The organism is Coprococcus intestinalis (assembly GCF_023656595.1).
In the GTDB taxonomy this organism is placed as follows: Bacteria; Bacillota; Clostridia; order Lachnospirales; family Lachnospiraceae; genus Coprococcus_A; species Coprococcus_A intestinihominis.
The window spans coordinates 71,931-97,592 of the sequence record NZ_JAMOKJ010000007.1 but is presented as its reverse complement, the minus strand read 5'-3'; the positions used below and the strand labels follow the sequence as shown (position 1 = coordinate 97,592).

Below are 25,662 nucleotides of genomic sequence, written 5' to 3'. Positions count from 1 at the left end.
GTAAAGAAAATAAGCATTACACCAAAATCAAATGAAATGGTGTAAAAATGGTGTAAAACCAAGAAAATTGAGTGTGAGTGCAATTTGAAATCCCTTGCAAACCCTGTAAAAATTACGGTTTGCAAAAAAATATTCAAATTATTAGCACTCACCTCTTGACAGTGCTAATAATATGTGTTATATTACGCATAGAACAAAAAGGAGGGTGAATGATGGGTATGAGATTTGATGGTTCATCTGATGATGAACATAATATGTATGATGATTTGTTTTACAACTTTCCGCTGAACGCTGTGGGACAAAAACCGAAGGACAAGGATCAGAAGCCGGAGCAGTCGTTCATTGTCCGTAAGTTCAGGGAATGGTTTAAGCGAGACAAGAAAGAAGAAAATTAACACGGCATGAATCAGAGTGCCGTGTTTCATATAGATAACAATATAGAATTAAGTACATTGTTTCCAAAGGAGGCATGAATATGGATTTAAATAAATTTACACAGAAGTCCCTGCAGGCAGTGCAGGATTGTCAGAAACTGGCTTATCAGTACGGGAATCAGAAGATTGAACAGGAACATCTGCTTCTGAGCCTGCTGACCCAGGAAGACAGCCTGATCGACAGACTGCTGGCGAAGATGGGAATTAATCATGAAGGATTTAAGGTACAGGCGACGAAGCTTGTTGAGAAGCTTGTCAAGGTATCCGGCGGCCAGGTTTATGTAGGTGATAACCTGAACCGTACACTGGTACGGGCTGAGGAAGAAGCGAAGCAGATGGATGATGAATATATCTCTGTTGAGCACCTTTTCCTGGCATTGTTTGAGACAGCCGACAGTGATATCAAGACATTATTCAGGAATTTTGAAGTAACAAGAGATGGTTTCCTTCAGGCACTTTCCACTGTCCGAGGCAATCAGCGTGTGACAAGTGATAACCCTGAGGCAACTTATGACAGCCTGAGTAAGTATGCAGAAGATTTGGTAGGCAAGGCAAGAGCCCAGAAGATGGATCCTGTCATTGGCCGTGATACGGAGATCCGTAACATTATCCGTATCCTTTCTCGTAAGACGAAGAACAACCCGGTATTGATCGGTGAGCCTGGTGTAGGTAAGACCGCAGTTATCGAGGGCCTGGCACAGCGTATCGTCAAGGGCGATGTGCCGGATGGCCTGAAGGACAAGAAGATTTATTCTCTGGATATGGGCGCACTGGTAGCCGGTGCCAAGTACAGAGGTGAATTTGAGGAACGTCTGAAGGCTGTTCTTGCTGAGGTCAAGAAGAGCGACGGCGAGATTATTCTTTTCATCGATGAGCTGCATCTGATCGTTGGTGCCGGCAAGACGGACGGTGCCATGGATGCCAGCAATATGCTGAAGCCTATGCTGGCCAGGGGTGAACTCCACTGTATCGGTGCGACAACACTGGACGAGTACAGACAATACATTGAGAAGGATAAGGCGCTTGAGCGTCGTTTCCAGCCGGTTATGGTGGATGAGCCGACGGTTGAGGATACCATTGCCATTCTTCGTGGCCTGAAAGAGAGATATGAAGTTTTCCATGGTGTTAAGATTACAGATGGTGCCCTTGTGGCAGCTGCAACGCTTTCACATAGATACATTACCGATCGTTTCCTTCCGGATAAGGCGATTGACCTTGTGGATGAAGCCTGTGCAATGATCAAGACAGAACTTGATTCTATGCCGACAGAGTTGGATGAGATTTCGCGTAAGATCATGCAGTTGGAGATTGAGGAAGCTGCTCTGAAGAAAGAGGACGACAAGCTCAGTCAGGAACGGTTGCAGAACATTACCCATGAGATTGCCGAACTGAGAGAAGATTTCAAGGTTCAGAAGGCTAAATGGGACGATGAGAAGCAGGATGTTGAGAAGCTGCAGAGCCTGCGTGAACAGATTGAAGACCTGAACAAGCAGATTGAGTTGGCTCAGAGGAATTATGATCTGAACAAGGCTGCTGAACTTCAGTACGGCAAGCTGCCTCAGCTGAAGAAACAGCTGGAAGAGGAAGAGGCGCGTGTCCATGGAGAAGAGAATTCTATTCTTCGTGAACGTGTCACTGATGAAGAGATTGCCAGAATCGTGTCCAGATGGACAGGTATTCCGGTTGCAAAGCTGACAGAGAGCGAGCGTAATAAGATCCTTCACCTGGACGATGAACTTCACAAACGTGTCATCGGTCAGGAAGAAGGTGTATCGAAGGTTACAGAAGCGATTATCCGTTCCAAGGCAGGTATCCAGGATGAGAACAGACCGATTGGTTCGTTCCTGTTCCTTGGCCCTACTGGTGTTGGTAAGACAGAACTTGCCAAGGCACTGGCAGAGAATCTGTTTGATGATGAGAACAATATGGTGCGTATCGATATGAGTGAATACATGGAGAAGTTCTCCGTGTCCAGACTGATCGGAGCGCCTCCGGGATATGTTGGTTATGAAGAAGGCGGACAGCTGACAGAAGCAGTCAGAAGAAAACCTTACTCTGTTATCCTTTTCGATGAGATTGAGAAGGCCCATCCGGATGTTTTCAATGTATTGCTGCAGATTCTGGATGATGGTCGTGTGACCGATTCCCAGGGCAGAACGGTAGACTTTAAGAATACGATTCTGATCATGACGTCAAACATTGGTTCTTCCTATCTGCTGGAGGGCATTGACAGCGAAGGCAATATCAGTGATGAAGCAAGACAGAACACGATGAATGATCTGAAAGCACATTTCAGACCGGAATTCCTGAACCGTCTTGATGAGATCATTATGTTCAAGCCGTTAACGAAGGATAACATCAGCGGTATCATTGATATCCTGATCGGTCGTCTGAATAAGCGTCTTGAGACAAAGGAACTGACACTTCAGCTGACACCGGCTGCAAAGGATTACATCACAGATCATGGTTATGATCCGGTTTATGGTGCACGTCCGTTGAAGCGGTATATCCAGAAGAATGTCGAGACCATGGTAGCTAAAATGATCCTTGGCAATGAATTGGAGCCGGGCGACTGCATCAATGTAGATGCTGATGCCAATGGCCTCACAACAACCACAACACATATTGAAGACTAATGGCGCAGATTGTGTTGGCTGGTAAGTGAACATTTTCCCCCAAAAGGCCCTGTATTTCGGTGAATGCCGAAGTACAGGGCCTTTCTTCACATCATGACGATTCTGATAGGATTGTCATGATGCTGTATTTTAGCGTATTTTAGTTTATTGGGCGGTCAGCTGATAAAGACTGTGGTCTTCAGCCGCCGTGTTGGCATTATACAGAAACAGAATATCGGTAACGCCATTGGATTGAATGGTTTCGGAAATATCTTCTGTATAATATCTCGGGTCGATCATGATGATTCTTGCATAGTCAGGAATCAGGAACGGAACAAAACAGTTTGCGTAGGAATCCTTGAAGACCATCAGCACCTTTTTGGATTCGGAAGCGGAATCGATAACGACTTCCGGATGATTGCCGCCAAAGAATACATTGTACTGGCTTTTGGTGGACAGGCTTTGAACGTCAAATACGGAAGCTGATTTGGTATTTTCTGCCGTCAGGCTGACAGTGTAATCTGTGGCCTGATCCGGAAGATACGCATAAATTTCATCCGTTTCTGATGTACGCAGGCCGCTGGAAGCGGACAAAGTACCTTTGAAAGAATCGGAAAGTATGTTTTTGGAATAAGTGGTGCTGTCATTAAGTCCCAGAGTTTTGTTATAGGTCTGGTAGGCGAGTAAGGCCGCATCACTTGTCCAGTGATGGTCGGTTCTGTAGTAAAGTTGAGTTGCTTTGTCGCAGGCGGCAAAAGGCTCAGAAAGATCGATCCAGTTGATGCCGGAAGCAGCAAGGTCACTTTGAAGCTGTGTAAGGAAAGCTTTTTGATCCCCTTTTACAGCTCCGAAAGGGAGTTTTTTGCTGTATATGTTGACGGCCGTAGGAACGATCATAGCATTTAAAGTGATATCTGTTCCTTCTGTAAGCTTGGCAATTCCCTTGTAGCCTTCCAGGAGGGAGGCATACTGCTCATCAGATGGCGTATGGAAATTCTGGATCAGATAACCGCCCTTTGCAAGAAAAATGTCGTTGGATTCAGTTTTTCCCATCATGCGTGAAACTGTGGATTCAAGCGTGATCCATTTGTTTCGAAAAGGAAACTGATCAGCAATGTAGGTCTCGAATTCGGATTCAAACTTTCCGGATACCAGCGTTGAGAATGTCAGCTTTGGAAATGTCTGGAGTGTACGGTTTTCCATATCAGAGGATGTATGATCCGGCATCAGGATCATGCCGGCGTCCAGGAGGACAACAATAGCAATTGCGGCAATGACCAGAATAGAATGATATTTTTTTCGATTGATTTTATCTTTTCGTTTCTGCATAATCTGTCCTCACTAAAATCTGAAATAAAGGAAAGGGTTGTAAGTACCGTATACAAGGAATGCAATACTGAGGATACCAAGGAGCAGAAGTACTGCGGAAGTCACTTCAGGTTTCTTTCTGCTGCATCGCACAATATAATTCCTGATCAGCGGTGTTGCACAGAGCACGCCCATGATCAGAATGATGAGATTGTTCCTTATATAATAAAAGAACGCCAGATCAAGGAAGCCCTTGGTGCCGATACCAAATAAAGTGCCGACGTAAGTGCGCATACTGCCAAAGTCCGTGTTGCTGAATAAGACCCAGCCGAACATGACAAGAAGCATGGTATAGATGTGTCGGGCTGCTTTCGGCAGCTTCTTCAACAGAGGAGCAAATATATATTTCTCAAGAATCAGAAGAATACCGTAATAGAGGCCCCACAGGATAAAGTTCCATGCCGCACCGTGCCAGAAACCTGTGAGCACCCATACAATCAGAAGGTTCAGAATATGACGGGGCATGGAAACACGGTTGCCGCCCAGAGGAATATAGACATATTCACGGAACCAACCGGATAATGTCATATGCCATCTGCGCCAGAACTCTGTGATACTGTCTGAAATATATGGAAAATTGAAGTTTTCAGGGAATGTAAATCCCAGCATCTTGCCCATACCAATGGCCATATCACTGTAACCGGAGAAGTCAAAGTAGATCTGAAGGGTGTAGGCAAAAATACCAAGCCATGAAGTCATGATGCTTCTGCTGCCCGAAGCCTGAATGGTTTCGTAAAGCAGACCGAGATTGTTGGCAAGCAGGACTTTTTTGGAAAGACCAAAGAGCAGTCGCTCGATGCCCTGACCGAATTTGGCACGGGATATTTTGCGGTTGGAAAGCTGAAGCTCGATATCTGAATATTTAACGATCGGACCGGCGACGAGCTGAGGAAACATCGTGATATATACAGCAAAGTTCAGCAGGTTTTCCTGAGGCTTGACTTTCTTTCTGTACACATCGATGACATAGGACAATGCCTGGAATGTGTAGAAAGAAATACCAACAGGAAGTGCCAGTGATCTGAATTCAATCTTCAGAGGAAGAATGGCATTGATCATGCTGACAAGGAAACCGGCATATTTAAAAAATCCAAGCAGCAGAAGATTGACAGCGACTGCAAATATAAGCTGGCGCTTCCGTAAATGTGGATCTTCAAGCTCGCCAAGGACGAGACCGGACATGTAGTTGAATCCGATGCTCAGGATCATAAGAATGACATATACAGGCTCTCCCCAGGCATAGAAAATAATGCTGGCCGCAAGCAGTACAATGTTTTTATACTTAAAAGGAAGTACTGAATGGAGGAGCAGTACGATTGGAAGAAAAATAAGCAGGAAATTTAAACTACTGAATACCATAATGTACTTTCAGGGTCTATTTGACGAGACCCATAAAAACCTCCTCCCACGTTGATGCATGCTCAGAAACAGCATAAAAATAATAAGGGCCGACTTTTTTGGTGATGGCATGACCAAGAAGGTCAATCTGGTTAGTGCCGTAGCCGTCAAAGTTGGTCTTTTGTGCGTCCAGTCTGGAAGCAGCCGCTTTTTCAGCTGTTTCCAGAGCGGCTGAGTTATCGGACTTCACGATCAGAAGCTCCGATACATCCATTAGACCATTGCCGCAATAGTAAATAGACCAGTCAAAGAGACTTTCGTCAAGATCAAGATTCTTTCGCATATCACGGGCTGTTCCTTTTTTGAGGGTATTGATACCTTCACATGATACAATATTCTGTTGGACTGTTTCAAAACTGACATTTTTGGCATGACCTGACAGGAGAATGCCAAGAATGAAAATAACAAGCAGGCCGCAGATGATGTATTGGATATATGTCAATTTCTTTAATCTATTCATTGTCTTTTAACCCCGCCATATCTGCCAGATAATTAAACCATAATGGATAAAATGCGGAAACAGGGTGAATACCATCCGCATCATATAATTCCGGCAGTTCTCTTAAAATGAAACCGGAGTCGATAAAGGTGACGCCGAGTTCCTGACATAAAGCTTCAAGTTCTGTATTGTATTCGTCGAGATACCCATAAAATGGCAGACGATCCTGAACACCGTCCTGCGGAGGAAAGATCGCATTGACATAAATCACAGTATGCGGTGTCGCACCTTGGATTTTGGTAATTGCTTCCCTGTAATCAGAGATAAATCCATCCACCTGTGAGCCATAATTCTCGATATCATTGACACCAAAACACATGAAAAGAAGAGATGGCGAAGCATTAATAGCAGCGTCAATCTGTTCTTCAGCTGTGCAGACGGAGATACCGATCTTGGAGGAGAAGTTGGATGGCGTCAGCCATTCATAGGCAGATCCGCCCTCGACGATAGAATCCCCCAGGATGATCACGTCCTCAAACCATTTGGTCATTTCACTGTTGTCAAAGGAGTCATCTTTCATTGCGATGATCTTCTCCTGTTCCTCAGTGAGATCGCCGGAAAAACTTTCGATTTTGCGGGATGAGAAATCTGTCGGTGTTTTGGCTTCCATTTGCTTGAGCAGATCAATATCCGCTGCAATAGATTCGCTGTTTTTCGCAGAGCCGTGATGTACAAAAATCCCGCCTGACAGATAAAGTAGAAAACTTAAGACTAGAATCGTCAAAATTGTAAATGCAGTTTTATTTTTCATTTTTTAAATTCCCCAGTATTGATGATGTACTTAATAGTAGTCAAACACCTTATAGGATATCATTTTTTTTGGTAGATGTAAATTGAAAAATGGTTCGAAATGTTCTTCTTGTATGGAAAACAGGGTTGGCAGGTATGGTACGCTTGAGAATACCTATTGTCATTATTGGTGGTTTACGCTACTATATTAAGTATAATTAAGTATACAAAAACATGAAGCATACAAAAGCTTTTCTGACAGGCAAAAGTTCTGCCAATACTTACAGGAATTTAAAAGAGGTAATCATCATGAGCAGTTTTGAGAAAAATCTTTCGGAGGGCAATGTAGCGAAACAGCTGGTTTTGTTTTCACTGCCTTTTCTGGCATCCAACATTATACAGTCTCTTTACAGCGTGGCGGATATGCTGATTGTCGGACGCTTCAGCGGTACAACCAGCATGTCCGGTGTGAATCTGGGAAGCCAGGTAACCCTGATTCTGACGAATATCGTTGTCGGTCTGTGTGCAGGCGGAACTGTACTGATCGCACAGTATCTGGGAGCCAAGAGGCGGAAGGATATGCAGGAGACGACGGCAACATTGCTTACGACATTAACCATTGCGGCAGTTGCCATTACCGTTTTAATGCTTATTCTCAAGAAACCGATTCTTCATCTGATCCAGACACCGGCGGAATCCTTTGCAGAGGCTGATCGTTATTTGACAGTGACGGTTCTGGGGTTGATTTTTATATTTGGTTACAATGTGTTCAGTGCGGTTATGCGCGGCATGGGAGACAGTAAGCGACCTTTGTACTTTGTACTGATTGCCTGCATTACTAACGTGATTCTTGACCTTGTACTGGTAGCCGGATTGAAGATGGGAGCGCTGGGAGCAGCTATTGCAACTGTATTCTCACAGGCTGTCAGCATGATCACCTGTATCGTCGTGATGATCCGCAATGACTTTGTATTTGATTTCAAACCATCTTCTTTTATTATCAAAAAAGAAAAAGCGATAAAGATTCTGAAATTAGGGACACCGACTGCGATTCAGAATGGTGTGACGAGCGTTTCATTTATGATCATTACAACTCTTGTCAATATCATCGGTGGCGTCAATGCATCAGCCGCCGTTGGTGTTGTGGCCAAGTTCAATAGTTTTGCGGTGCTGCCGGCTGTGGCGATGGGGGCCTCCATCTCAACGATGTGTGCACAGAATATCGGTGCCGGCAAGTGGGACCGAGCAGTGAAAACATGCAAAATCGGTACAGTCATCGCATTCTGTATCAGTGGATGCATCTTTATTGTGGCGCAGACATCTTTCGAGCATATTTTACGCCTTTTTAATGATGAACCGGAAATGCTGAAATACGGCGTGCAGTATATCCGTACCTTCAGCTTTGATTATCTGCTGATGCCGTTTGTCTTCTGTATCAACGGCCTGTTTACAGGCGCAGGGCATACCGCTTTTTCAATGGTGAATAATATGCTGTCGGCGATCGTTCTCAGAGTACCGGTGGCAGTGGCCTTTGGCCTGGTGCTGAACCTTGGTTTGACGGGCGTCGGTCTCGGCGGTCCGATGGCATCCGTGGGTGCCATTATATTGATTGTGGTGTTCCTGATATCAGGTCGTTGGAAAGAGAATAAAGCATTGTAAAGAAAATCGCGATAGGCGTATTTACAAACGCCTGTAAGAAAGGTATAATAAGAATATAGGAAGTCGGAAGGTGAATGCACTCACCCGACCCGGCGAAGAAGAAAAACTAAAAAATAGCCGTTAAACTTGCCAGAGTTTTAGGACGGCTATTTTTTATGCGTAAAATTCAGTATTGCAACTATGAGCATAGCGACAGAGACTATAAGTTGTAATTCCTCATATGTACTCATATGGCACCACCTCCGAATAGGCTCGGAACGGGTGCAGCACGTCCTCCGACTTCCATTCGTTAAGTATATCATGAGTAGCCGGATAAGGCCATAAGTTACAGAACGGGCATAGTGGCTCTAATTGGTGAAAGATATATTTGTAAATAGGTGAAAAATTTGCAGTTACTATAATAAAGATGGATAATAAATAAAGGGCTTCAAAAAGAGATGGATATTTCTCTTTTCGAAGTCCTTTTTACATGCATGAATAATAATTTTAAAAAGCCAGGGCAATACCAACAACTGCGGAGATTGCAATATAAATAATCGGATGCAGTTTGAATTTGATAATAGCCAGATAGGCCAGCACGAAATAGATGATTTTTTTGATATCAAAGAGGTCCATGATGGCGCCTGTTTTTTCATAAACATCCAGATGGAACATGGCAACTTTGACAACACCGATGCCGGCTGCGGCAATCAGACCGGTAACAGCAGGTCGGAGACCATAGAAAATATCACTGACAATTTTACTGCTTTTAAATTTTTCAAGGAACTTGGAAATAACAGTTACAATGATGATAGAAGGAATAATAACACCCAGTGTTGCTGTAATGCCGCCGATGACACCGGCAACATTGTTGCCGACATAAGTGGCCATATTGATACCGATTGGTCCGGGGGTGGACTCGGAAACGGCAATCATAGTTGTGATCAGGCTTTGATCATACCAGCCTGTTTTCGTTGCAAGGTCCTGTAAAAATGGAATGGCAGCCATACCGCCGCCAACGGCAAAAATACCGATTTTGAAAAATTCCCAAAAAAGTCTTAAGAGTAACATTTATGCGACACCTTCCTTTCCGCTGCGGCGTTTAATACCTTTGACGCCAATACCGATGAATGCACATACGATGATGAGCAGGATGGGCGATATGCTGGAGAAAATATTCAGGAATAACATAACGAAGCAGATAATAATGCCGATGACATCTTTGACACCTTTTTTCCACATAGCGACAACTGCATCAAGAATCAATGCGGCAACGCAGACTGAAATGGCAGCCAGTGCACGCTTAACGTATGGATTATCCTGGAAATTGGACAGGAAGAAGGAAATAATGGAAATAATGATGATACATGGGGATACCATACCAAGGGCAGCAGCAATACCGCCTAATAGGCCGCGTTGTTTATAGCCGATGAAAACAGAAACGTTGATGGCGATAATGCCTGGGATCCCCTGGCTTAATGCATAGAAATCCATGATGTCTTCTTCGGTCATCCATTTGTGATTCTGGACGACTTCACGACGAAGAATTGGAAGCATGGCATAACCGCCACCAAAGGTAACGGCCCCCATGCGGAAGAAAATAAGATAAATGTCAATCAAATCTTTGATCATATGAATCCTCCTAGTAAAAATAGTCTTTTTCAGTGAAAATCTGAAAAGCCCGCCGCAGTTTTTTGAGCTTGCGGCGGTTGAGTGTAAGTGGTTTTATGCCTGTTCATCAGTTGTGTACTTGGTGTCAAAACCAAGGATCGTGATGATCAGGAGGACAATTGGCATAACATAGGCAAAGAATCCGAAAGGAATCAATTGCACCGTTGAAACGCCAATATAGCCGGCTGCAACAACAGCGTTCATATTCCATGGCAGAAGTGTACACATAGCGGTACAGCCAACAGCCAGAGAACGTGTTAAATTGACTTTGTCCAGATGGGCACGTTCATAAACAGGTGCCATGATATTGCCTGCAAATACATAGGCAAAATTAGAAGAAGCACCGATGGCATTGCCGAGAACGGACATGAAGACAGTTGTAACAATAATGCTGAGCTTGGATTTTAAATGACGGGTCATTGGTTCAACCAGAGCATCAATGATACCTGCAGCATTCAAAATACCAAAAAGGCCAAAGGCAAAGATAAACAGGATAGCAGTACTGGACATACTTGTGATGCCGCCTCGGTTCAGCAGTGTATCAACCATTTCATCACCGGATTCAATCACATAACCGCCCCAGAAGTAAGAGATAACTTCAGCAATGGATTTGCCTTCAACGATGCAGGCGATGACACCGCCTGTGAAAGCACCGGTCAGCAGTGAAGGAATAGATGGCTTTTTCATAGCCAGCATAACAAAAACAACAATCATAGGAATGATGGCTGCAACACCAAAATGGAAGTTGGCTTCCAATGTATGGCTGATATTCTGGATGGTGGAATCTTCCATGGCACTGACATGAAGATTCATGCCGATGACAAGATAAAGAATTGTACAGATCAGACCGGATGGAATTGCTACTTTTAAAGTATGTTTAATACCAACAAAAATATCAACGCCGGTAATACCGGAACAGAGATTAGGCCCATCTGAAAGTGGTGACATTGTATCGCCGAAGAAAGCACCGGATACAATTGCACCTGCAGTCAGCATAGGATTAATGCCCATACCAAGACCAACACCGGCAAGTGCCAGACCGGCTGTACCGCAAGTACCCCAGGAAGTACCTGTGACCATCGAACAAAGAACACAAAGGATGAATGTAGCCACAAGGAAAAATGATGGAGAGATGAACTTCACACCGAGGTTGATAATCAGCGGTACAGTACCGGCAGCATTCCATGTTCCTACAAGGCCGCCGTTAATCAGAAGAATCATAATGGGTACAACGGCTCTTGTTACAGATTCAACAACACCTGTCTGCAGTGTTTTGTATGGAACATGCAGTCTGAGACAAAGCGGCAGAGCCACCAGATAACTTAACAGGAACAATGGATGGATTTTGCATCCCCAGGCCAGTGCCGGAATCATAATCACGGCAAAGCAGGCAACAACAGTAAAAAGTGCATAGGCAAATGTTGGCTTTTTAACATCTTTTATTGAATTATTCATTTGTATCCCCCATAGATAAACCGAATTAATGAGTAGTCATCGGATGCGCACCGTTGTAAACGATTTCGCGGTAGCCTTCCGGATCCGTATCACCTTCTGTGTTGAAGAGAAGGATAACAGAGTTTTCATTCAGACCGAGTTTTTCACGGATCGGCTGATATTCCTCATATTCCAGCAGCATGGAGAGGAGTCCGGCTGTAACGGCGCCGGATTCACCGGATTTAACAGTAGGGTCATTGCCTTCAGGAGCTGCCAGGATACGCATACCTCGGGCAGATACTTCATCAGGACACGCAAAGTAATAGGAAGCAAAATCTCTGAGAATTGGCCATGTGACAAGACAAGGTTCTCCGCAGTTAAGACCTGCCATAATAGTTACTTCAGAACCGGTTGCTTTATGTGCTTCGCCATCCTCATGGCGGGCGGATTCAAAAATGCAGGCAACTTCAGATGGCTCCACAATAGAAACTGTTGGAAGATCATCCCCATAAACGCAGGCCAGATAGCCAAGAACACCACCAGCCATGGCACCGACTCCGGCCTGAAGGAAAACGTGTGTCGGACGTTTGTAACCGGCAACAGCAAGCTGTGTTAATGCTTCATATACCATGGTGGTATAACCCTGAATAATCCAGGACGGAACTTTATCATAGCCCGGCCAGGAAGTATCCTGTACCAGGAACCATCCATTTTCTGTGGCCATTTTTGCGGCATAGCGTACGGCGTCATCATAGCCAAGATCAGTAATAACGACCTCTGCCTTTCCGGCATCACGGATAGCCTGTGCACGTGCTTCAACAGAACCCTTCGGCATGAAAACATGCGCTTCGCAGCCAAGAAGCCCTGCGGCCCATGAGACACCTTTTCCATGGTTGCCGTCTGTGGTTGTTACAAATACCATTTTCTGAATTTTTTCCAGATTTTCAGGTTTACGCAATTCCTCTAATGTAACAGTGGCCGGATCCAGACAGAGCTCTTCGCAGACAACTCTGCAGAGGGCGTATGTACCGCCGAGGCCTTTGAAAGCGTTCAGACCAAAACGATAAGATTCATCTTTAATAAAAATATCTTTGACTCCCATTTTTTTAGCCAGATCAGACAAACAGACAAGAGGGGTTGGCTGATAATCAGGCAAAGAACCATGATAGTGGCGGGCTGCCAGAGTACTTTCTTCAGATAAGAATTCAGGTCGGCGTCCTTTTCCGGGATGCGCATTCTGAATCATGGCAATTTGGCCTATTCTCTGTACTTCGTTCATAATATAAAATCCTCCTTTTTCTTATACGAACTCTTATGTACTATAATAAAAGCAAGATGCGTGCCAAATGAAAATAAGGGGGAAAACGACGAAAAACAGCGAATTTTAAAAGATTTTTAGAAAAGAGTAAAATCATTTTGAGAAAAATAAAGAAAAATCATTATCAAAATGAGAATTTATCGTTTTGATAATGATTTTCCGAATTAAGTAAGATTGTATTTTTTCATTTTGCGGTAAAGGGTTGCAAGGCCAATGCCTAATTTCTGTGCAGCCAGCCGTTTGCCGTCTTTTTGCCCGGAAAATTGTTCAAGACTCCGACGAATCATCGCAGCTTCCATTTCATCCAGTGTCCAGTCATCGTTTAAAATTTCAGAACAATCTGTGTCGGAGCTATGTTTTTTGTGGAAACGGCCATGCAGAAGCTCGGAGTAGAGGATACCGGAGGCCGGCATCATATTCATGGCATATTCGATGGCATTCTGCAGTTCACGGACATTGCCGGGCCAGTCATAGTTGGTCAGTTCCACCCAGAAATCTTCTTTGACGGTAACAACCCGTTTGTCCAGACGGCTGCTGAATTTGCGGATAAAGCTTTCAGCAATAGGACGAATATCGCTGCGGCGTTCCCGGAGCGGCGGAAGCTGCAGGGGAATGACATTGATTCTATAGTAGAGATCGTTTCGGAATGTGCCTTCGTCTGTCATAGCCTTCAGGTCTTTGTGGGTGGCAAAGATAAAACGAATGTCAATCGGTATAACGGTATTGCTGCCAAGACGCATCATTTCACGCTGTTCCAGGACGCGGAGAAGCTTGGTCTGCAGCGCCATTGGCATATCGCCGATTTCGTCCATGAAGAAAGTGCCGCCCTGAGCTGTTTCAAGAAGACCCTTTTTACCCTGGGGATTGGCTCCGGTAAAAGCACCCTTGACGTAACCGAAAAGTTCACTTTCCAGAAGACTTTCCGGCAGTGCAGCACAGTTGACGGCCACGAAAGGTTTGTCGGATCGGAGACTCTCGCCATGAACGGCGCGGGCAACCAGTTCCTTGCCGGTGCCGCTTTCACCGGTGATGAATATACTGGAAGAGGATTTGGCCACCTGGCAGATACTCTTTTTCAGCGTTGTAATAGCAGAAGAGTGACCAATGATGCGAGCCAGGTCACTGGAGGGAGTCAGACCGAGAATCTGATCAGCTGCATCAGAATTGTAAATGCTGCTGCTGAATAAAAGCAGGCGGTCATATGGATTTAATCCGAGATTGTAGATATCACCGATAATATTAATTTGATGTTCGTCATTCAAGATACAATATTGCTTGGAATCATCGGCACCAATCGGCCTCAGATGGAGCTGGCTGAAATCCTGCGTATCTGCAGGCAGTTGAAGTATCTGGCGGCCCTGACGGTTCATATCATGGATATGGTTGTCAGTATCCAAAATCAGTGTGCCTACCTGGACACGTTCAAGCACATGCTCAAGCATAAAACGGATATTATTGCTGCGGTCAGCTTCAATCAACGCATGGGCACGATTGCCCAGAAGAGATGCGAATTCTTCGAAGAAGCGGACATAGATATCCTGCCTGTCGATGAACTGCCGACGCTGGCTGACAGAGTAACAGACGCAGCCGATGACACCGATAGGTGTATGATCCAGCATGATTGGTGTCCAGAGTTCGCTGAGATTATCGCATGTACTGCGGGTTTCGCAGGATTGGCAGATTGGATTGGCGATAGGATTCAGTACAACTGTTGTCTGACGTGTTTCAAGTGCATGCAGAGCAATATGACCATAGGCAGCTATATTGCCCACACGGCCCTTCATACGGCCGCTGCCGGCGATACGCATCTGCTGATTATCAGTGATTGATACATCAATCCCAACAATTTCAGATAAAATTTCCGCACATTGCTGGGAAAAGGCTTGCATTTGCTGAAGAATATGCTCCATAATTCATGACCTCCCGAAGCTTAAGTGAAAGAATTTCTTTTAGTTTATCATAAAAAAGGACAATTGGGGTCTTTTTCAGACCCCAATCGTCAAAAAATAATATTTTTAGATTAAAATGGACCGTAGCCGATATGCTGTGCGGTTAAAAGGAAGATACAGGCCACGATAAACCAGATCAGGAAGAGCGGAACCTGGAACTTCATCCATTTCTGCCATGGAACATCAGCAATAGCCAGTGTTGCCATATAACTTGCATGTGTTGGATAAATCGTATTGGAAAGACCGTCACCGAACTGATAGGCAAGAATGACTGTCTGCTGTGAGATACCTAATGTGTCAGCTAATGGAGAAATGATTGGGATGATCAGAACCGCTTTGCCGGAACCGGAATAGATAAAGAAGTTCAGTACCGTGATGGCGAGCAGCACACCGATAATGGTAACGGCATCCGGAAGATGTCCAATCATGTTGGAAAGATAATAAACAATCGTGTCCAGGATGTTGCCTTCTGTCATGATAACAGAGATACCGCGGGCCAGGCCAAGAACCAGGGCGCCCATGATGATGCCGCGGCATCCATCAAGGAAAGTGCTGCAGAGACCATTGACATCCAGACCGGAAATCAGGCCAACACCGATACCCATGGCGATAAACATGCCGCACATTTCTGCCATGCCCCATCCCCAGGCGATGGTGCCTGCAATGATGAAGATGAACATGCCGACAGCAAAGACCCCTGAAAGCTTCTGGCGGAAGTTTAAGATGATTGGCTGACCGTCATCAGCATTGATGTTTTCACGTTTTTTCAGATCCTGTTCATAAGTCAGACTGGCCTGAGGATTTTTGTGTACTTTGATTGCATAACGCATGACATAAAGACAGGTAATAATCAGAAGAACAAAGTAGACGGCAATACGCATGGCGATACCAGAGTAAAGCGGAAGTCCCACCAGCTGCTGACCTAGGATAACGGTATATGGATTAGCCAGACCGGCGGTAAAACCGACAGCACTTCCGCAGATAACAACACCGCAGGCTGTGATAGAATCAAAGCCGAGACCGAGCATCAGCGGCATGATAATGGGAATATAAACGATGGTTAATTCCGGCATGCCAAGGAAACTGTCCAGTACTGAGATGATGATCAGAAGTAAAGGGACAACTACGATACCTTTGTCAGCAAATTTTCTTGAAATACTCTTCAAAAGTGCAGGAATTAACCCGACAGATGTAATCAGATTAAAAGTACCGGCAACGCAGAAAGTCAGAATGACAATCAGAGCCGCCTGCTCAAAACCCTCAGGAATGGCAGTCAGCATAGCCAGAAGACCAACCGGAGTTCCCGGAACCTGAGTATAACTTTGCGGGTCAATGACTGTACGGCCGGTTGCTTCATCAACAAAGCGGGTATATTCTCCGGCAGGCATCAAATGGGTCAGAATTGTTACAAGAACAAGGACACAGAAAAGTATCGCAAAGATATGCGGCATTTTAACGGTTTTTTTGGTGTTTGTTTCAGACATTATAATTTCCTCCTCTTAAAGTCAGATAGGGATTTAATATTATCCTAAAAAATCCCCGGACATAGCGTTCTGTCCGGGGTATAAAATGGGAAGGGTTATTATTCAATATGTATGCAAATAAAAATGTTAATAGTTGATCATTGCTTCCAATACACGAACAAATCGATTCCAGTCATCTGTTAATGTATGGATAGAAATTTTTTCATTTGGTGAGTGTGGACTGTCAACGACAGGTCCAACTCCGGCAGCCTCAGCACCCGGCATATGCATGAGGAAAATGCCCTGTTCACATGTACCCTGAGCAACATTCGGTTCCATATCAGCGTAGATTGAACCAATGACTTCAGCTACACGTGCGTGATTGTTGTATTCCCACTGAGGCAGGTCATGAAGAATATTATATGTCACACCCATAACGTGACATACTTTTTCAATCTTGTCGAACTGGAAATACTTTTTGCTGGCCAGCGCCGAACGGATGCAGGTGATAACGCGGATGGCATTTTCCTGCATTTCAACAACACCAACATTGACACATGATTCATATTTATGCTCAAAATGTTTATGGAGAGAGCACAGACCATCAGGGAGGATTGTCATAAATGTGATGAATCGGTCGGTGTCGTTGTCGGATAATGTTTCAGCTACTTTCTCAGCAGGTGTGCATGTCAATTTGACATTTGGATCAGGCACAGCCAGTTCTGAAGAATAAAGTTTCTGCCATTCGTCAACAGCATGTTCAACGATGACTTTGTATTTTTCCGGATAGCTGATTGTACAGGCTGCTTCACGGGCAAAAGCGCAGGCTGTGTAGTCTCCGCCTGTAAAACGAACAATACGGAAAGGTACTTTTTTGTTTTTCTGAAGATCAGAAAGAACACGTACAAGCAATGTATTCGCATTGCCTCTTTCTGCAAATGCATTTTTTCCGCTGTGGCCGCCAATCAGGCCGAAAATGGCCAATGTACTCTGAACATCGCCTTCTCTGGAAGGAACAGACTGATAGTTCATGAACATTTCCATTTCCAGTTCTCCGGCACCGCCCAGTGACAGACGTGTGGCATCAAGGCTGAGAATGATTTTACTTGTTAGGGCACTGTAGTTCAGTTCCCAAGCACCTTTCATATCTGTTTCCTCATTGGTTGTGAAAACAGCTTCAATTGCAGGATGTGCAATTGTGTCTGATTCCAGAACAGACAGGATAAAGGCAAGCCCCAGACCATCATCAGCACCAAGTGTGGTTCCGTCAGCGTGAATGGTATCACCGTCTGCATCAAGAATAAGTTTCAGTGGTTCGTTGTCGAAATCGTGGACAACACCAGGATTAGCGGCACAGATCATATCCATATGACCAGCCAGCATGACAGTTGGTGCATTCTCATACCCTTTGGATGCAGGTTTGTAAATAATAACATTGGTTGTTGGGTCCTGAATGACTTTTAGACCAAGTTTTTTGCCGAAATTCGCAAGATAATCACTGATGCCTTGGGTGTTATCTGCACGGCGGGAATAAACCTGCGATAAGTCCCAAAAATTTTTCAGGACGTTTTGTGGTTCAAGACCACTAAAGATGTATTCCATTGTTTTCCCCTTTCTTTTACCGGAATTTTCGCTGTTGCTGAAGCAGTGATTTTTATAAGATATCCGGTTGATGGTTTTATATAAAAGCAATTTGTGTGCCAGATGTATTTTTGTAGGGAAACAATGAAAAAATGGTGGAAAAGAGGAGAATTTAATATAAAAAAGATAGAAAAGGGCAAAATTGCTGATTCTCAACATAGAAAAAATATCAAAATGAGAAAATAAAAAATATCAAAATGAGAAAATGAAGGAGTGTTAAGGCTAGAAAGCCATGAAAAAAGAGAAAATAAAGCTGGATGATGGGAATTCAGACTTGGCACGTGATTTGCTCTATAATATAGAGTGTATCGTGTGATTAAATGAAAGGAGACTCTAAAATGAAAAATATTGTAAACACATCAAAAGCACCTGCTGCTATTGGACCATATGTTCAGGCAGTTCGTACAGAAGGTTTATTATTCACATCCGGTCAGCTGGGTATTGATCCGGCGACAGGCAAATTGCCGGAAGGTGTAGAAGCACAGACAGTACAGTCTTTAAACAATCTCAAAGCTATTCTGGAAGAAGCAGGTGCAACTTTTGCAGATGTTATCAAAACAACTGTTTTTGTTAAAGACCTTGCAGATTTCGCAACAGTGAATGCTTTATATCAGAAAGCATTTGGCGAAACATTCCCGGCTCGTTCATGCGTACAGGTTGCTGCATTACCTGCAGGCGGACTTGTAGAAATTGAAGTTATTGCGGCTGTAAAGTAAAAAACAGTAAGGCAATCAACAGATAAAGCGATAAAATCGCTTAGAACCAAATCAAAACTAATTAAGAAATAATTATCTACTCTCTTCAGAATCTACCACAAATATCCTGACGAATGTAAGACTTTTCGGCTTTACATTTGTTGGGATATTTTTTTGGTAAGCAGCAGTTTCAAAATGATATTTTTATCATTCTGAAATTATTTTTTTGATATTTGATATCATAATGATAAAAAAATAAAATAGATATATTTTGAATGAAACAGGCTACTGCTTTTTGGTTAGATTCCATAAATGACAATTGAAATAATTGGTAAAAATACGGACAGCTGGAAGATATTAGTGGAATGATAATTGCTTATATAAATAACTGAAACAAATAGAGAAGTGCCGTTTAGCGGCAAAAATGGAGGAGGTATAATATGAAGACAAGACAGGAACTAATGAAAGAAATTGGCCCGCAGCTAATTGCTTTTGCGCAGGATCTAATCAGAATTAAGAGTTATACATGTCATGAAAAAGATGCTGTATATCGTGTCAAAGAAGAAATGGAAAAGCTGAATTTTGATCAGGTCATTATCGACAGTATAGGAAGTGTTGTTGGTATCATTGGCAATGGCCCGATGAAAGTTTATTTTGACGGGCATCTGGACACGGTGATTGCAAAGCCGGAGGAATGGGATTTTGATCCATGGTGCGGTGAAAATTACGATGGATATCTTCATGGACGCGGTTCTGTCGATATGAAATCCTCTGCGGCTGCTTCCGTATATGGCGCTTATCTGGCAAGAGAACTGGGATATGCAGAAGGTAAGACGATTTATGTCAGCTGCTCAACGATGGAAGAAGATTATGAAGGCGTTGCTGTTAAAAATGAATTTGAAGAACTGAATTTTAAACCGGATTATGCAGTTATCTGTGAACCGACACATTTGCGCATCAGCAATGGACACCATGGACGTGCGTTATTTGAAATTACAGTAAAGGGAACCAGTATTCATGCCAGCAGACATCAGCAGGGGGATAATGCACTGTATAAAATGATGCCAATCATTGAACGTGTGAAAGCATATGGCGAAGAATTGGTTCAGGCAGATGGACAAAATGGCTCCATAGCCTGCACAAAGATTGAGACAGATGCACCATCTATTAATTCTATTCCGGGAATTGCAAAACTGACGATTGACCGTCGAATTACACCGGAACAGACAGAGGAAGTATTAGCAGCTGAAATGAATGCGTTTTGTAAAGATATTCCGGATACAGAATGGAAAGTCGTGGATGTTGCAGATAAGAGCTGGACAGGCCGTGATGTAGTGATGCACAATATGGTCAATGCATGGCATACAGATGTTTCTAATCATATGGTTCAGAGTGCCTGCGAAGCTGTTAAAGGTATTGAACGTGAGCCGGTTATTTATCGAAGAAATGGCTGCACAAATGGATGGGTGACAGGCGGATATCTTGGTGTACCAACCATTATTTTCGGTGCGGGGGATGAAGCCGGATGTCATATTGTCAATGAAACATGCCCTGTAGATGAGATTCTGCTTGCGTGTGAGTTCTATGCGCTGCTGGAAAAAGAACTGTAAGAAGTATTTACAAACGCCTGTAAGAAAGGTATAATAAGAATATAGGAAGTCGGAAGGTGAATGCGCTCACCCGACCCGGCGAAATAGCATTATTTATAAAAATAGCCGTTAAAACTCGCCAAAGTTCATGGACGGCTATTTTTTATGCGTAAAATTCAGTATTGCAACTATGAGCATAGCGACAGAGACTATAAAATGAAACACGGGGCACAATAAAAACAAAAAACGCAGCCAGGCATAAAGCATGGACTGCGCTTTTTGTTTATATAAGGTATTATTTCTGGAAGGACAGCAACAGATCGCCGGTATTGACGCGATCGCCTGCAGCAACATAAATCTTGTCGATAACACCGTCCTGTTTGGCAACGACAGTTGTCTCCAGCTTCATGGCTTCGAGTACGAGCAGCGGCTGGTTCTGTTTCACTTCTTCGCCTTCTTTGACGAATACCTGGCTGACTGTACCCGGAATCGTAGAACCAACATGAGCCGGGTTGGACTTATCGGCTTTCAGTTTCTTATCGGACTTAACTTCAAGCTTCTTATCCTGAACAGTGACTTCGCGGACAGAACCGTTGATTTCAAAGCTGAGGACACGTTTGCCTTCCTCATCAGGTGCAGACATTTCCATAAACTTGATCAGCAGATCTTTACCTTCACCAATCTTAAGGGTTGTTTCCTCACCGCGGCGCAGGCCATAGAAGTAAACATGGCTTTCAAGTCGTGTAACATCGTTGTATGCCTGGAAATGTTCGCAGTAATCTTCATATACCTTTGGATAGAGGGCATAGCTGACAGCCTTCAGATCCAGCTGATAATCTGAGAAATCTGAGAGATCGTATTTATCCTTCAGCATGGCCTTAACAGCGTCAAAATCGACATCTGGAAGCAATGTACCCGGACGGACAGTGATCGGTTTCTCACCTTTGAGGATCATCTTCTGAAGTTCAGGATTGAATCCACCTTCAGGCTGTCCGATCATGCCCTTGAAGTAGTCTACAACAGAGGCAGGGAATGAGAGATCCTGGCCAAGTTCAAGGATATTGTCTTTGTTCAGACCGTTCTTCAGCATAAAGATAGCCATATCACCGACAACCTTGGATGTAGGAGTAACTTTTGTAACATTGCCGAGAAGCTCGTTAGCCTGTCTGTACAGCTCTTTGATTTCTTCAAACTGATTCTTCATACCCATGCTTTCAACCTGGGCGAGAAGGTTGGAGTACTGACCGCCAGGGATCTCGTACTTGTAAATATCAACGTTTGGTGCGTTCATACCGCTTTCAAACTGTTTGTAAACCTTGCGGACTCTGCCGTAGTAGCGGCCAAGTTCACTGAGTTCATCAAGATCAAGGCCTGTGTCACGGTCTGTACCCTGCAGGGCAGCAACAACAGAGTTCATGGATGGCTGACTGGTCAGTGTGCTCATGGATTCAATGGCCAGATCGACGATATCAACGCCGGCTTCTGCAGCCATCAGGACAGTTGCAACACCGTTGCCTGTAGAATCATGTGTATGAAGGTGAACCGGAATCTTCAGTTCGGACTTCAGCGCACCGATCAGCTCTTTGGCAGCGTATGGCTTCAGAAGTCCGGCCATATCCTTGATGCAGAAGGTATGGATACCAAGTGCTTCGAGTTCTTTGGCTTTCTTGACATAATAATCCAGTGTGTATTTCTTCTCGTTTGGATTCGTAACATCGCCTGTATAGCAGAGTGTACCTTCGACAATCTTGCCTGTTTTCAATGCTTCTTCGATTGGCATCTTCATATTCTCAACCCAGTTCAGGGAGTCGAAAATTCTGAAAATATCAATGCCGGCTTTGGAGGAAACATCAATAAAGTTCTTAACCACATTATCCGGATAATTGCTGTAACCAACGGCGTTGGATGCACGCAGCAGCATCTGGAGCATAGTGTTCGGCATTCTCTCACGGAGAATTTCGAGACGCTTCCATGGAGATTCCTTCAGGAAACGATAAGCGGTATCGAATGTGGCACCGCCCCAGCATTCAACGGAATAAGCATTCTGCATAAATGCATTGGTTGCACGGGCTGCACCGGCGAGATCCTTCGTACGCATACGGGTTGCCATCAGGGACTGCTGGGCATCACGCATAGTTGTATCTGTCACGTATAATTTCTTGTCATTCAAGATCTTCTGAGTAAAGTCCCTGGCTCCAAGCTTTAAGAATTCGTCTCTGGCACCATAAACCGTTTTCTCCTCATCGAACTGAGGAATTTCACGATTTTCATAAAATGGTTTGTCGCCGCCAGTTGTATTGACGATTCTGTCACCCAGGAATTCGATGATCTTGGTTGCACGGTCCTGGCTGCGCTGCAGCTGGAACAGAGAAGGTGTTTCTTCTATAAAAGTGGTGTAGCACTGGCCGGCTCTGAATGTCTCATGGTTGATGACATTGATCAGGAAAGGCACGTTGGTTTTGACACCTCTGATACGCAGTTCCTTCAATGCGCGGAGAGACTTGCGGATGGCACCGTCAAATGTACGGTCGTGTGTGATCACTTTTACAAGAAGACTATCATAATATGGAAGAATCTCAGCGCCTGCATAAGCGTTGCCGCCGTCAAGACGGATACCATTGCCTGAACCGGAACGATAAACAGTGATCTTGCCTGTGTCCGGAAGGAAGTTATTGGATGGATCCTCTGTTGTAACACGTGTCTGGATCGAGAATCCCTGACACTTGACAGCATCCTGGGATGGAATATTGATCTCAGGGCTGTTCAGCGGATAACCTTCGGCAATGAGAATCTGAGAAGCAACAATATCGATGCCTGTAACCATCTCGGAAACGGTATGTTCAACCTGGACACGAGGGTTCATCTCAATGAAGTATGGATTGCCTTCCTGGTCCACAAGGAATTCAAGTGTACCGGCATTTCTGTAGCCGACCTGCTTGCAAAGCTTGATAGCGCTGTCGAAAATAATCTGACGTGTTGATTCAGGAATGCTGAATGCAGGGGCATATTCGACAACTTTCTGATGACGACGCTGCACGGAGCAGTCACGATCGTAAAGGTGAACAACGTTGCCGTAATTATCTGCAAGCACCTGTACTTCGATATGCTTTGGTCCGCGGATGTATTTCTCGATGAAGATCTGGTCATCACCGAAAGCCTTTTTGGATTCATTGCAGGCTTCGCGGTATTCCTTCGGCATATCTTCGGCGCTGTTGACGATACGCATACCGCGGCCGCCGCCGCCGTTGGAGGCTTTCAGCATAACCGGATAACCGACCATCTCAGCAACTTTCATGACTTCTTCTTCTGTCTTCAATGCGTGATCTACACCAGGGATGATTGGAACACCGGCTTTGATAGCCATCTGTTTGGAAGAAATCTTATCACCCATGGCATTCATGATGTCCTCGGAAGGTCCAATAAATACGATGCCGGCTTTTGCGCAGGCCTCGACAAAGTCCGGATTCTCAGAGAGAAAACCATAGCCCGGATGGATAGCATCAACATTTGCCTTCTTGGCAATTTCAATAATGCCCTTGATGTCCAGATAAGCATCAACAGGACCTTTATTTTCTTTCAGCTGATAGGATTCGTCTGCTTTGGAACGGAAGAGGGCATAGCGGTCTTCCTTGGAATAAATACCGACGGTTGTAATACCCAGCTCATTCAGAGCACGATAAACACGGATGGCGATTTCGCCTCGGTTAGCGACGAGAACACGTTTGAATGGTTTGATTTGTACTTCTCCCACTTTTGAGAAACCTCCTTTTTTAACTTTGCAAATACAATCTGAAATCCCCTTATTTTCTATCGTACAAACAGCAGCAGGAATGCAGACTGTCGTACGGAGTGTATTGCATACATATATTTTTACTATACGATATGGTTTGACTAAATGCAAGCGTTAAATATTAAACATTCAAAAATGTGATGGAATATCAAGAAAAATTCATAATTGCTCCGAAAAAAATGCAATATTCGACAAAATAGAATTCGTTTTGGAAACGTTTACAAAGGAAAATAGAAAAAGTGGTATAGAATAAAACTATACCACGATAAAACATCAGTATTGGAATAATTGTTCCATATAGCTTACAATATGGATAGAATGTTGAGAAACACTAACTGTATCAGATCTGTCAGATATCGGCCATTCAGGCAGCAGATTTTTTGGATTGTACAGTTCGGTTCGTCAGATGTTCCGGGCGGCTGTGATCAGATTCTTCAGATGCGGTGAGAGATGGCGGCTGGATTTCCAGATCAGGTCGATCTCCGCAGGCAAAAGGCCCGGTACCGTCCGTTTCACGATATCGCTGCTTTCTTCCAGTACATGATCCAGAAGAAAAGCCGCGGTTGTGTTGGTTGCCACCAATTGCTGGATAGTTGCCAGCTGATTGGTGCGGACAATGATACTCGGCTTCAGATGAAGGGTTTCATAATACTGATCGATGCAGTGGTCGAGGAAAGTATCTTCCGGCAGCATGGCCAGAGGCAGTTGATCCAGGTCGTCGGTTGTTACGGTATCTTTCTCAGCCAGGGGATGCATGACGGACAGATACAGGCAGACGTTGACATGACGCAGCGTCACATGGCCGATGCCCGGAGGGAGCGGTCCGTTTCGGGTGATAATGGCCGCATCCAGAGTGTGATCCATGATTTTGGAACGATTGGCCAGAGAACCATTCTCCATGACCTGGATATGTGTACCGGGAGAACGGGCATAGAGGGTTCGAAGGAGATCTGTGAAGACGAGGGAACCGCTCATGGCCGGAAGACCAAGGGTCAGTGTTCTGTCGGTTGTAGACATATGCTTCATATTGGTTGTCAGCTGTTCGGCCTGTTCCAGAAGCTTATCTGCCTCATCCAGGAAGTAGCGACCCTCCGGAGTCAGTTCCAGACCGCGGCTGCGCCTGGTGAACAGACTGACACCGAATTCACGCTCCAGTTCCTTGACCGCATTGGAGAGACTGGGCTGGGAGACATGGAGTTCGGCAGATGCCCGTGTGATATTGTTGTATTTGCAGATCGTCTGGAAATATTTCAGCTGTATAAGTGTCATGGAAACCTCTCTATCATAATGTATGCCGTCCGGAACGGAGGCATCATCGGCCGTAATGAAATGGTGGACAGGAAAACATTGCTTTAAGAATTATTATAAACCAGGAGGTGTATTTTCACAACGATAAATAAAGCGAATCCTGACAGAAAGGGATTCGGATGG

General features: G+C 44.4%; 18 protein-coding genes. 5 read left to right on the top strand and 13 right to left on the bottom strand.

Annotation, left to right across the window (positions count from 1 at the left end; translation table 11 throughout):
* Positions 1-209 precede the first annotated feature (209 nt).
* Together NBH03_RS07125 and clpB are read left to right on the top strand one after the other, a co-directional pair.
* On the top strand, positions 210-395 hold the full coding sequence (locus NBH03_RS07125) for a hypothetical protein (RefSeq protein WP_178438246.1): 186 nt from the start codon (positions 210-212) through the stop codon (positions 393-395).
* Between the two features lie 80 nt (positions 396-475).
* Positions 476-3,070 carry an ATP-dependent chaperone ClpB gene (clpB, locus tag NBH03_RS07120; protein WP_015514940.1) on the top strand — a complete coding sequence of 865 codons (2,595 nt, stop codon included), beginning with the start codon at positions 476-478 and terminating at the stop codon, positions 3,068-3,070.
* Between the two features lie 144 nt (positions 3,071-3,214).
* Here clpB and NBH03_RS07115 read toward each other — a convergent pair whose 3' ends face one another.
* Genes NBH03_RS07115 through NBH03_RS07100 form a run of 4 tightly spaced genes read right to left on the bottom strand, consistent with a single transcriptional unit; the run spans position 3,215 to position 7,065 of the window.
* Complete coding sequence (locus NBH03_RS07115) at positions 3,215-4,378, bottom strand: DHHW family protein (RefSeq protein WP_250798553.1); 1,164 nt, start codon at positions 4,376-4,378, stop codon at positions 3,215-3,217.
* A gap of 12 nt (positions 4,379-4,390) precedes the next feature.
* Positions 4,391-5,776 (bottom strand): MBOAT family O-acyltransferase, encoded by a 1,386-nt coding sequence (locus NBH03_RS07110; RefSeq protein ID WP_227081312.1) that lies wholly within the window; start codon positions 5,774-5,776, stop codon positions 4,391-4,393.
* Positions 5,777-5,792: 16 nt separating this feature from the next.
* A complete protein-coding gene (locus NBH03_RS07105; RefSeq protein WP_015514943.1) occupies positions 5,793-6,275 on the bottom strand; it encodes a DUF4358 domain-containing protein in 483 nt (160 codons plus the stop codon).
* On the bottom strand, positions 6,268-7,065 hold the full coding sequence (locus NBH03_RS07100; RefSeq protein ID WP_250798548.1) for an SGNH/GDSL hydrolase family protein: 798 nt from the start codon (positions 7,063-7,065) through the stop codon (positions 6,268-6,270). The genes NBH03_RS07105 and NBH03_RS07100 overlap by 8 nt, the downstream gene beginning before the upstream one ends.
* A gap of 287 nt (positions 7,066-7,352) precedes the next feature.
* Between NBH03_RS07100 and NBH03_RS07095 the strand changes: the two genes are divergently transcribed.
* On the top strand, positions 7,353-8,702 hold the full coding sequence (locus NBH03_RS07095; protein ID WP_250798545.1) for an MATE family efflux transporter: 1,350 nt from the start codon (positions 7,353-7,355) through the stop codon (positions 8,700-8,702).
* A gap of 486 nt (positions 8,703-9,188) precedes the next feature.
* Here NBH03_RS07095 and NBH03_RS07090 read toward each other — a convergent pair whose 3' ends face one another.
* The 7 genes from NBH03_RS07090 to pepD form a co-directional block, all read right to left on the bottom strand.
* Positions 9,189-9,752, bottom strand: a complete 564-nt coding sequence (locus NBH03_RS07090) for a chromate transporter (protein ID WP_250798542.1) — start codon at positions 9,750-9,752, stop codon at positions 9,189-9,191.
* Entirely contained in the window at positions 9,753-10,313 is a 561-nt protein-coding gene (locus tag NBH03_RS07085) for a chromate transporter (RefSeq protein ID WP_250798541.1), read from the bottom strand.
* A gap of 93 nt (positions 10,314-10,406) precedes the next feature.
* The gene (locus NBH03_RS07080; protein ID WP_250798540.1) at positions 10,407-11,807 is read right to left on the bottom strand and encodes a Na+/H+ antiporter NhaC family protein; all 1,401 of its coding nucleotides are present in this window, start codon (positions 11,805-11,807) and stop codon (positions 10,407-10,409) included.
* Positions 11,808-11,832: 25 nt separating this feature from the next.
* A complete protein-coding gene (locus NBH03_RS07075) occupies positions 11,833-13,065 on the bottom strand; it encodes a diaminopropionate ammonia-lyase (protein ID WP_250798537.1) in 1,233 nt (410 codons plus the stop codon).
* A gap of 203 nt (positions 13,066-13,268) precedes the next feature.
* The gene (locus NBH03_RS07070) at positions 13,269-15,014 is read right to left on the bottom strand and encodes a sigma-54 interaction domain-containing protein (protein WP_250798533.1); all 1,746 of its coding nucleotides are present in this window, start codon (positions 15,012-15,014) and stop codon (positions 13,269-13,271) included.
* 110 nt (positions 15,015-15,124) lie between these two features.
* Positions 15,125-16,537 (bottom strand): YfcC family protein, encoded by a 1,413-nt coding sequence (locus tag NBH03_RS07065; RefSeq protein ID WP_250798532.1) that lies wholly within the window; start codon positions 16,535-16,537, stop codon positions 15,125-15,127.
* A 126-nt stretch (positions 16,538-16,663) separates the two neighbouring features.
* Positions 16,664-18,118: a beta-Ala-His dipeptidase gene (gene pepD, locus NBH03_RS07060; RefSeq protein WP_250798531.1), complete on the bottom strand. Its 1,455-nt coding sequence runs from the start codon at positions 18,116-18,118 to the stop codon at positions 16,664-16,666.
* A gap of 377 nt (positions 18,119-18,495) precedes the next feature.
* On the opposite strand from pepD, the gene NBH03_RS07055 reads away from it, so the two are divergent.
* Together NBH03_RS07055 and NBH03_RS07050 are read left to right on the top strand one after the other, a co-directional pair.
* The gene (locus NBH03_RS07055) at positions 18,496-18,873 is read left to right on the top strand and encodes a RidA family protein (RefSeq protein ID WP_250798527.1); all 378 of its coding nucleotides are present in this window, start codon (positions 18,496-18,498) and stop codon (positions 18,871-18,873) included.
* Between the two features lie 419 nt (positions 18,874-19,292).
* Positions 19,293-20,462 (top strand): YgeY family selenium metabolism-linked hydrolase, encoded by a 1,170-nt coding sequence (locus NBH03_RS07050; protein ID WP_250798523.1) that lies wholly within the window; start codon positions 19,293-19,295, stop codon positions 20,460-20,462.
* Positions 20,463-20,736: 274 nt separating this feature from the next.
* On the opposite strand, the gene NBH03_RS07045 is transcribed toward NBH03_RS07050, so the two are convergent.
* Positions 20,737-24,192, bottom strand: coding sequence for a pyruvate carboxylase (locus NBH03_RS07045; RefSeq protein ID WP_250798520.1), 3,456 nt, complete (start codon positions 24,190-24,192; stop codon positions 20,737-20,739).
* Positions 24,193-24,633: 441 nt separating this feature from the next.
* Complete coding sequence (locus tag NBH03_RS07040) at positions 24,634-25,500, bottom strand: LysR family transcriptional regulator (RefSeq protein ID WP_250798519.1); 867 nt, start codon at positions 25,498-25,500, stop codon at positions 24,634-24,636.
* Positions 25,501-25,662: the final 162 nt, after the last annotated feature.

Coding starts and splice junctions, on each gene's coding strand:
- NBH03_RS07125 (WP_178438246.1), top strand. CDS start 210: ATGATGGGTATGAGATTTGATGGTTCATCTGATGATGAACATAATATG.
- clpB (WP_015514940.1), top strand. CDS start 476: ATGGATTTAAATAAATTTACACAGAAGTCCCTGCAGGCAGTGCAGGAT.
- NBH03_RS07115 (WP_250798553.1), bottom strand. CDS start 4,378: ATGCAGAAACGAAAAGATAAAATCAATCGAAAAAAATATCATTCTATT.
- NBH03_RS07110 (WP_227081312.1), bottom strand. CDS start 5,776: ATGGTATTCAGTAGTTTAAATTTCCTGCTTATTTTTCTTCCAATCGTA.
- NBH03_RS07105 (WP_015514943.1), bottom strand. CDS start 6,275: ATGAATAGATTAAAGAAATTGACATATATCCAATACATCATCTGCGGC.
- NBH03_RS07100 (WP_250798548.1), bottom strand. CDS start 7,065: ATGAAAAATAAAACTGCATTTACAATTTTGACGATTCTAGTCTTAAGT.
- NBH03_RS07095 (WP_250798545.1), top strand. CDS start 7,353: ATGAGCAGTTTTGAGAAAAATCTTTCGGAGGGCAATGTAGCGAAACAG.
- NBH03_RS07090 (WP_250798542.1), bottom strand. CDS start 9,752: ATGTTACTCTTAAGACTTTTTTGGGAATTTTTCAAAATCGGTATTTTT.
- NBH03_RS07085 (WP_250798541.1), bottom strand. CDS start 10,313: ATGATCAAAGATTTGATTGACATTTATCTTATTTTCTTCCGCATGGGG.
- NBH03_RS07080 (WP_250798540.1), bottom strand. CDS start 11,807: ATGAATAATTCAATAAAAGATGTTAAAAAGCCAACATTTGCCTATGCA.
- NBH03_RS07075 (WP_250798537.1), bottom strand. CDS start 13,065: ATGAACGAAGTACAGAGAATAGGCCAAATTGCCATGATTCAGAATGCG.
- NBH03_RS07070 (WP_250798533.1), bottom strand. CDS start 15,014: ATGGAGCATATTCTTCAGCAAATGCAAGCCTTTTCCCAGCAATGTGCG.
- NBH03_RS07065 (WP_250798532.1), bottom strand. CDS start 16,537: ATGTCTGAAACAAACACCAAAAAAACCGTTAAAATGCCGCATATCTTT.
- pepD (WP_250798531.1), bottom strand. CDS start 18,118: ATGGAATACATCTTTAGTGGTCTTGAACCACAAAACGTCCTGAAAAAT.
- NBH03_RS07055 (WP_250798527.1), top strand. CDS start 18,496: ATGAAAAATATTGTAAACACATCAAAAGCACCTGCTGCTATTGGACCA.
- NBH03_RS07050 (WP_250798523.1), top strand. CDS start 19,293: ATGAAGACAAGACAGGAACTAATGAAAGAAATTGGCCCGCAGCTAATT.
- NBH03_RS07040 (WP_250798519.1), bottom strand. CDS start 25,500: ATGACACTTATACAGCTGAAATATTTCCAGACGATCTGCAAATACAAC.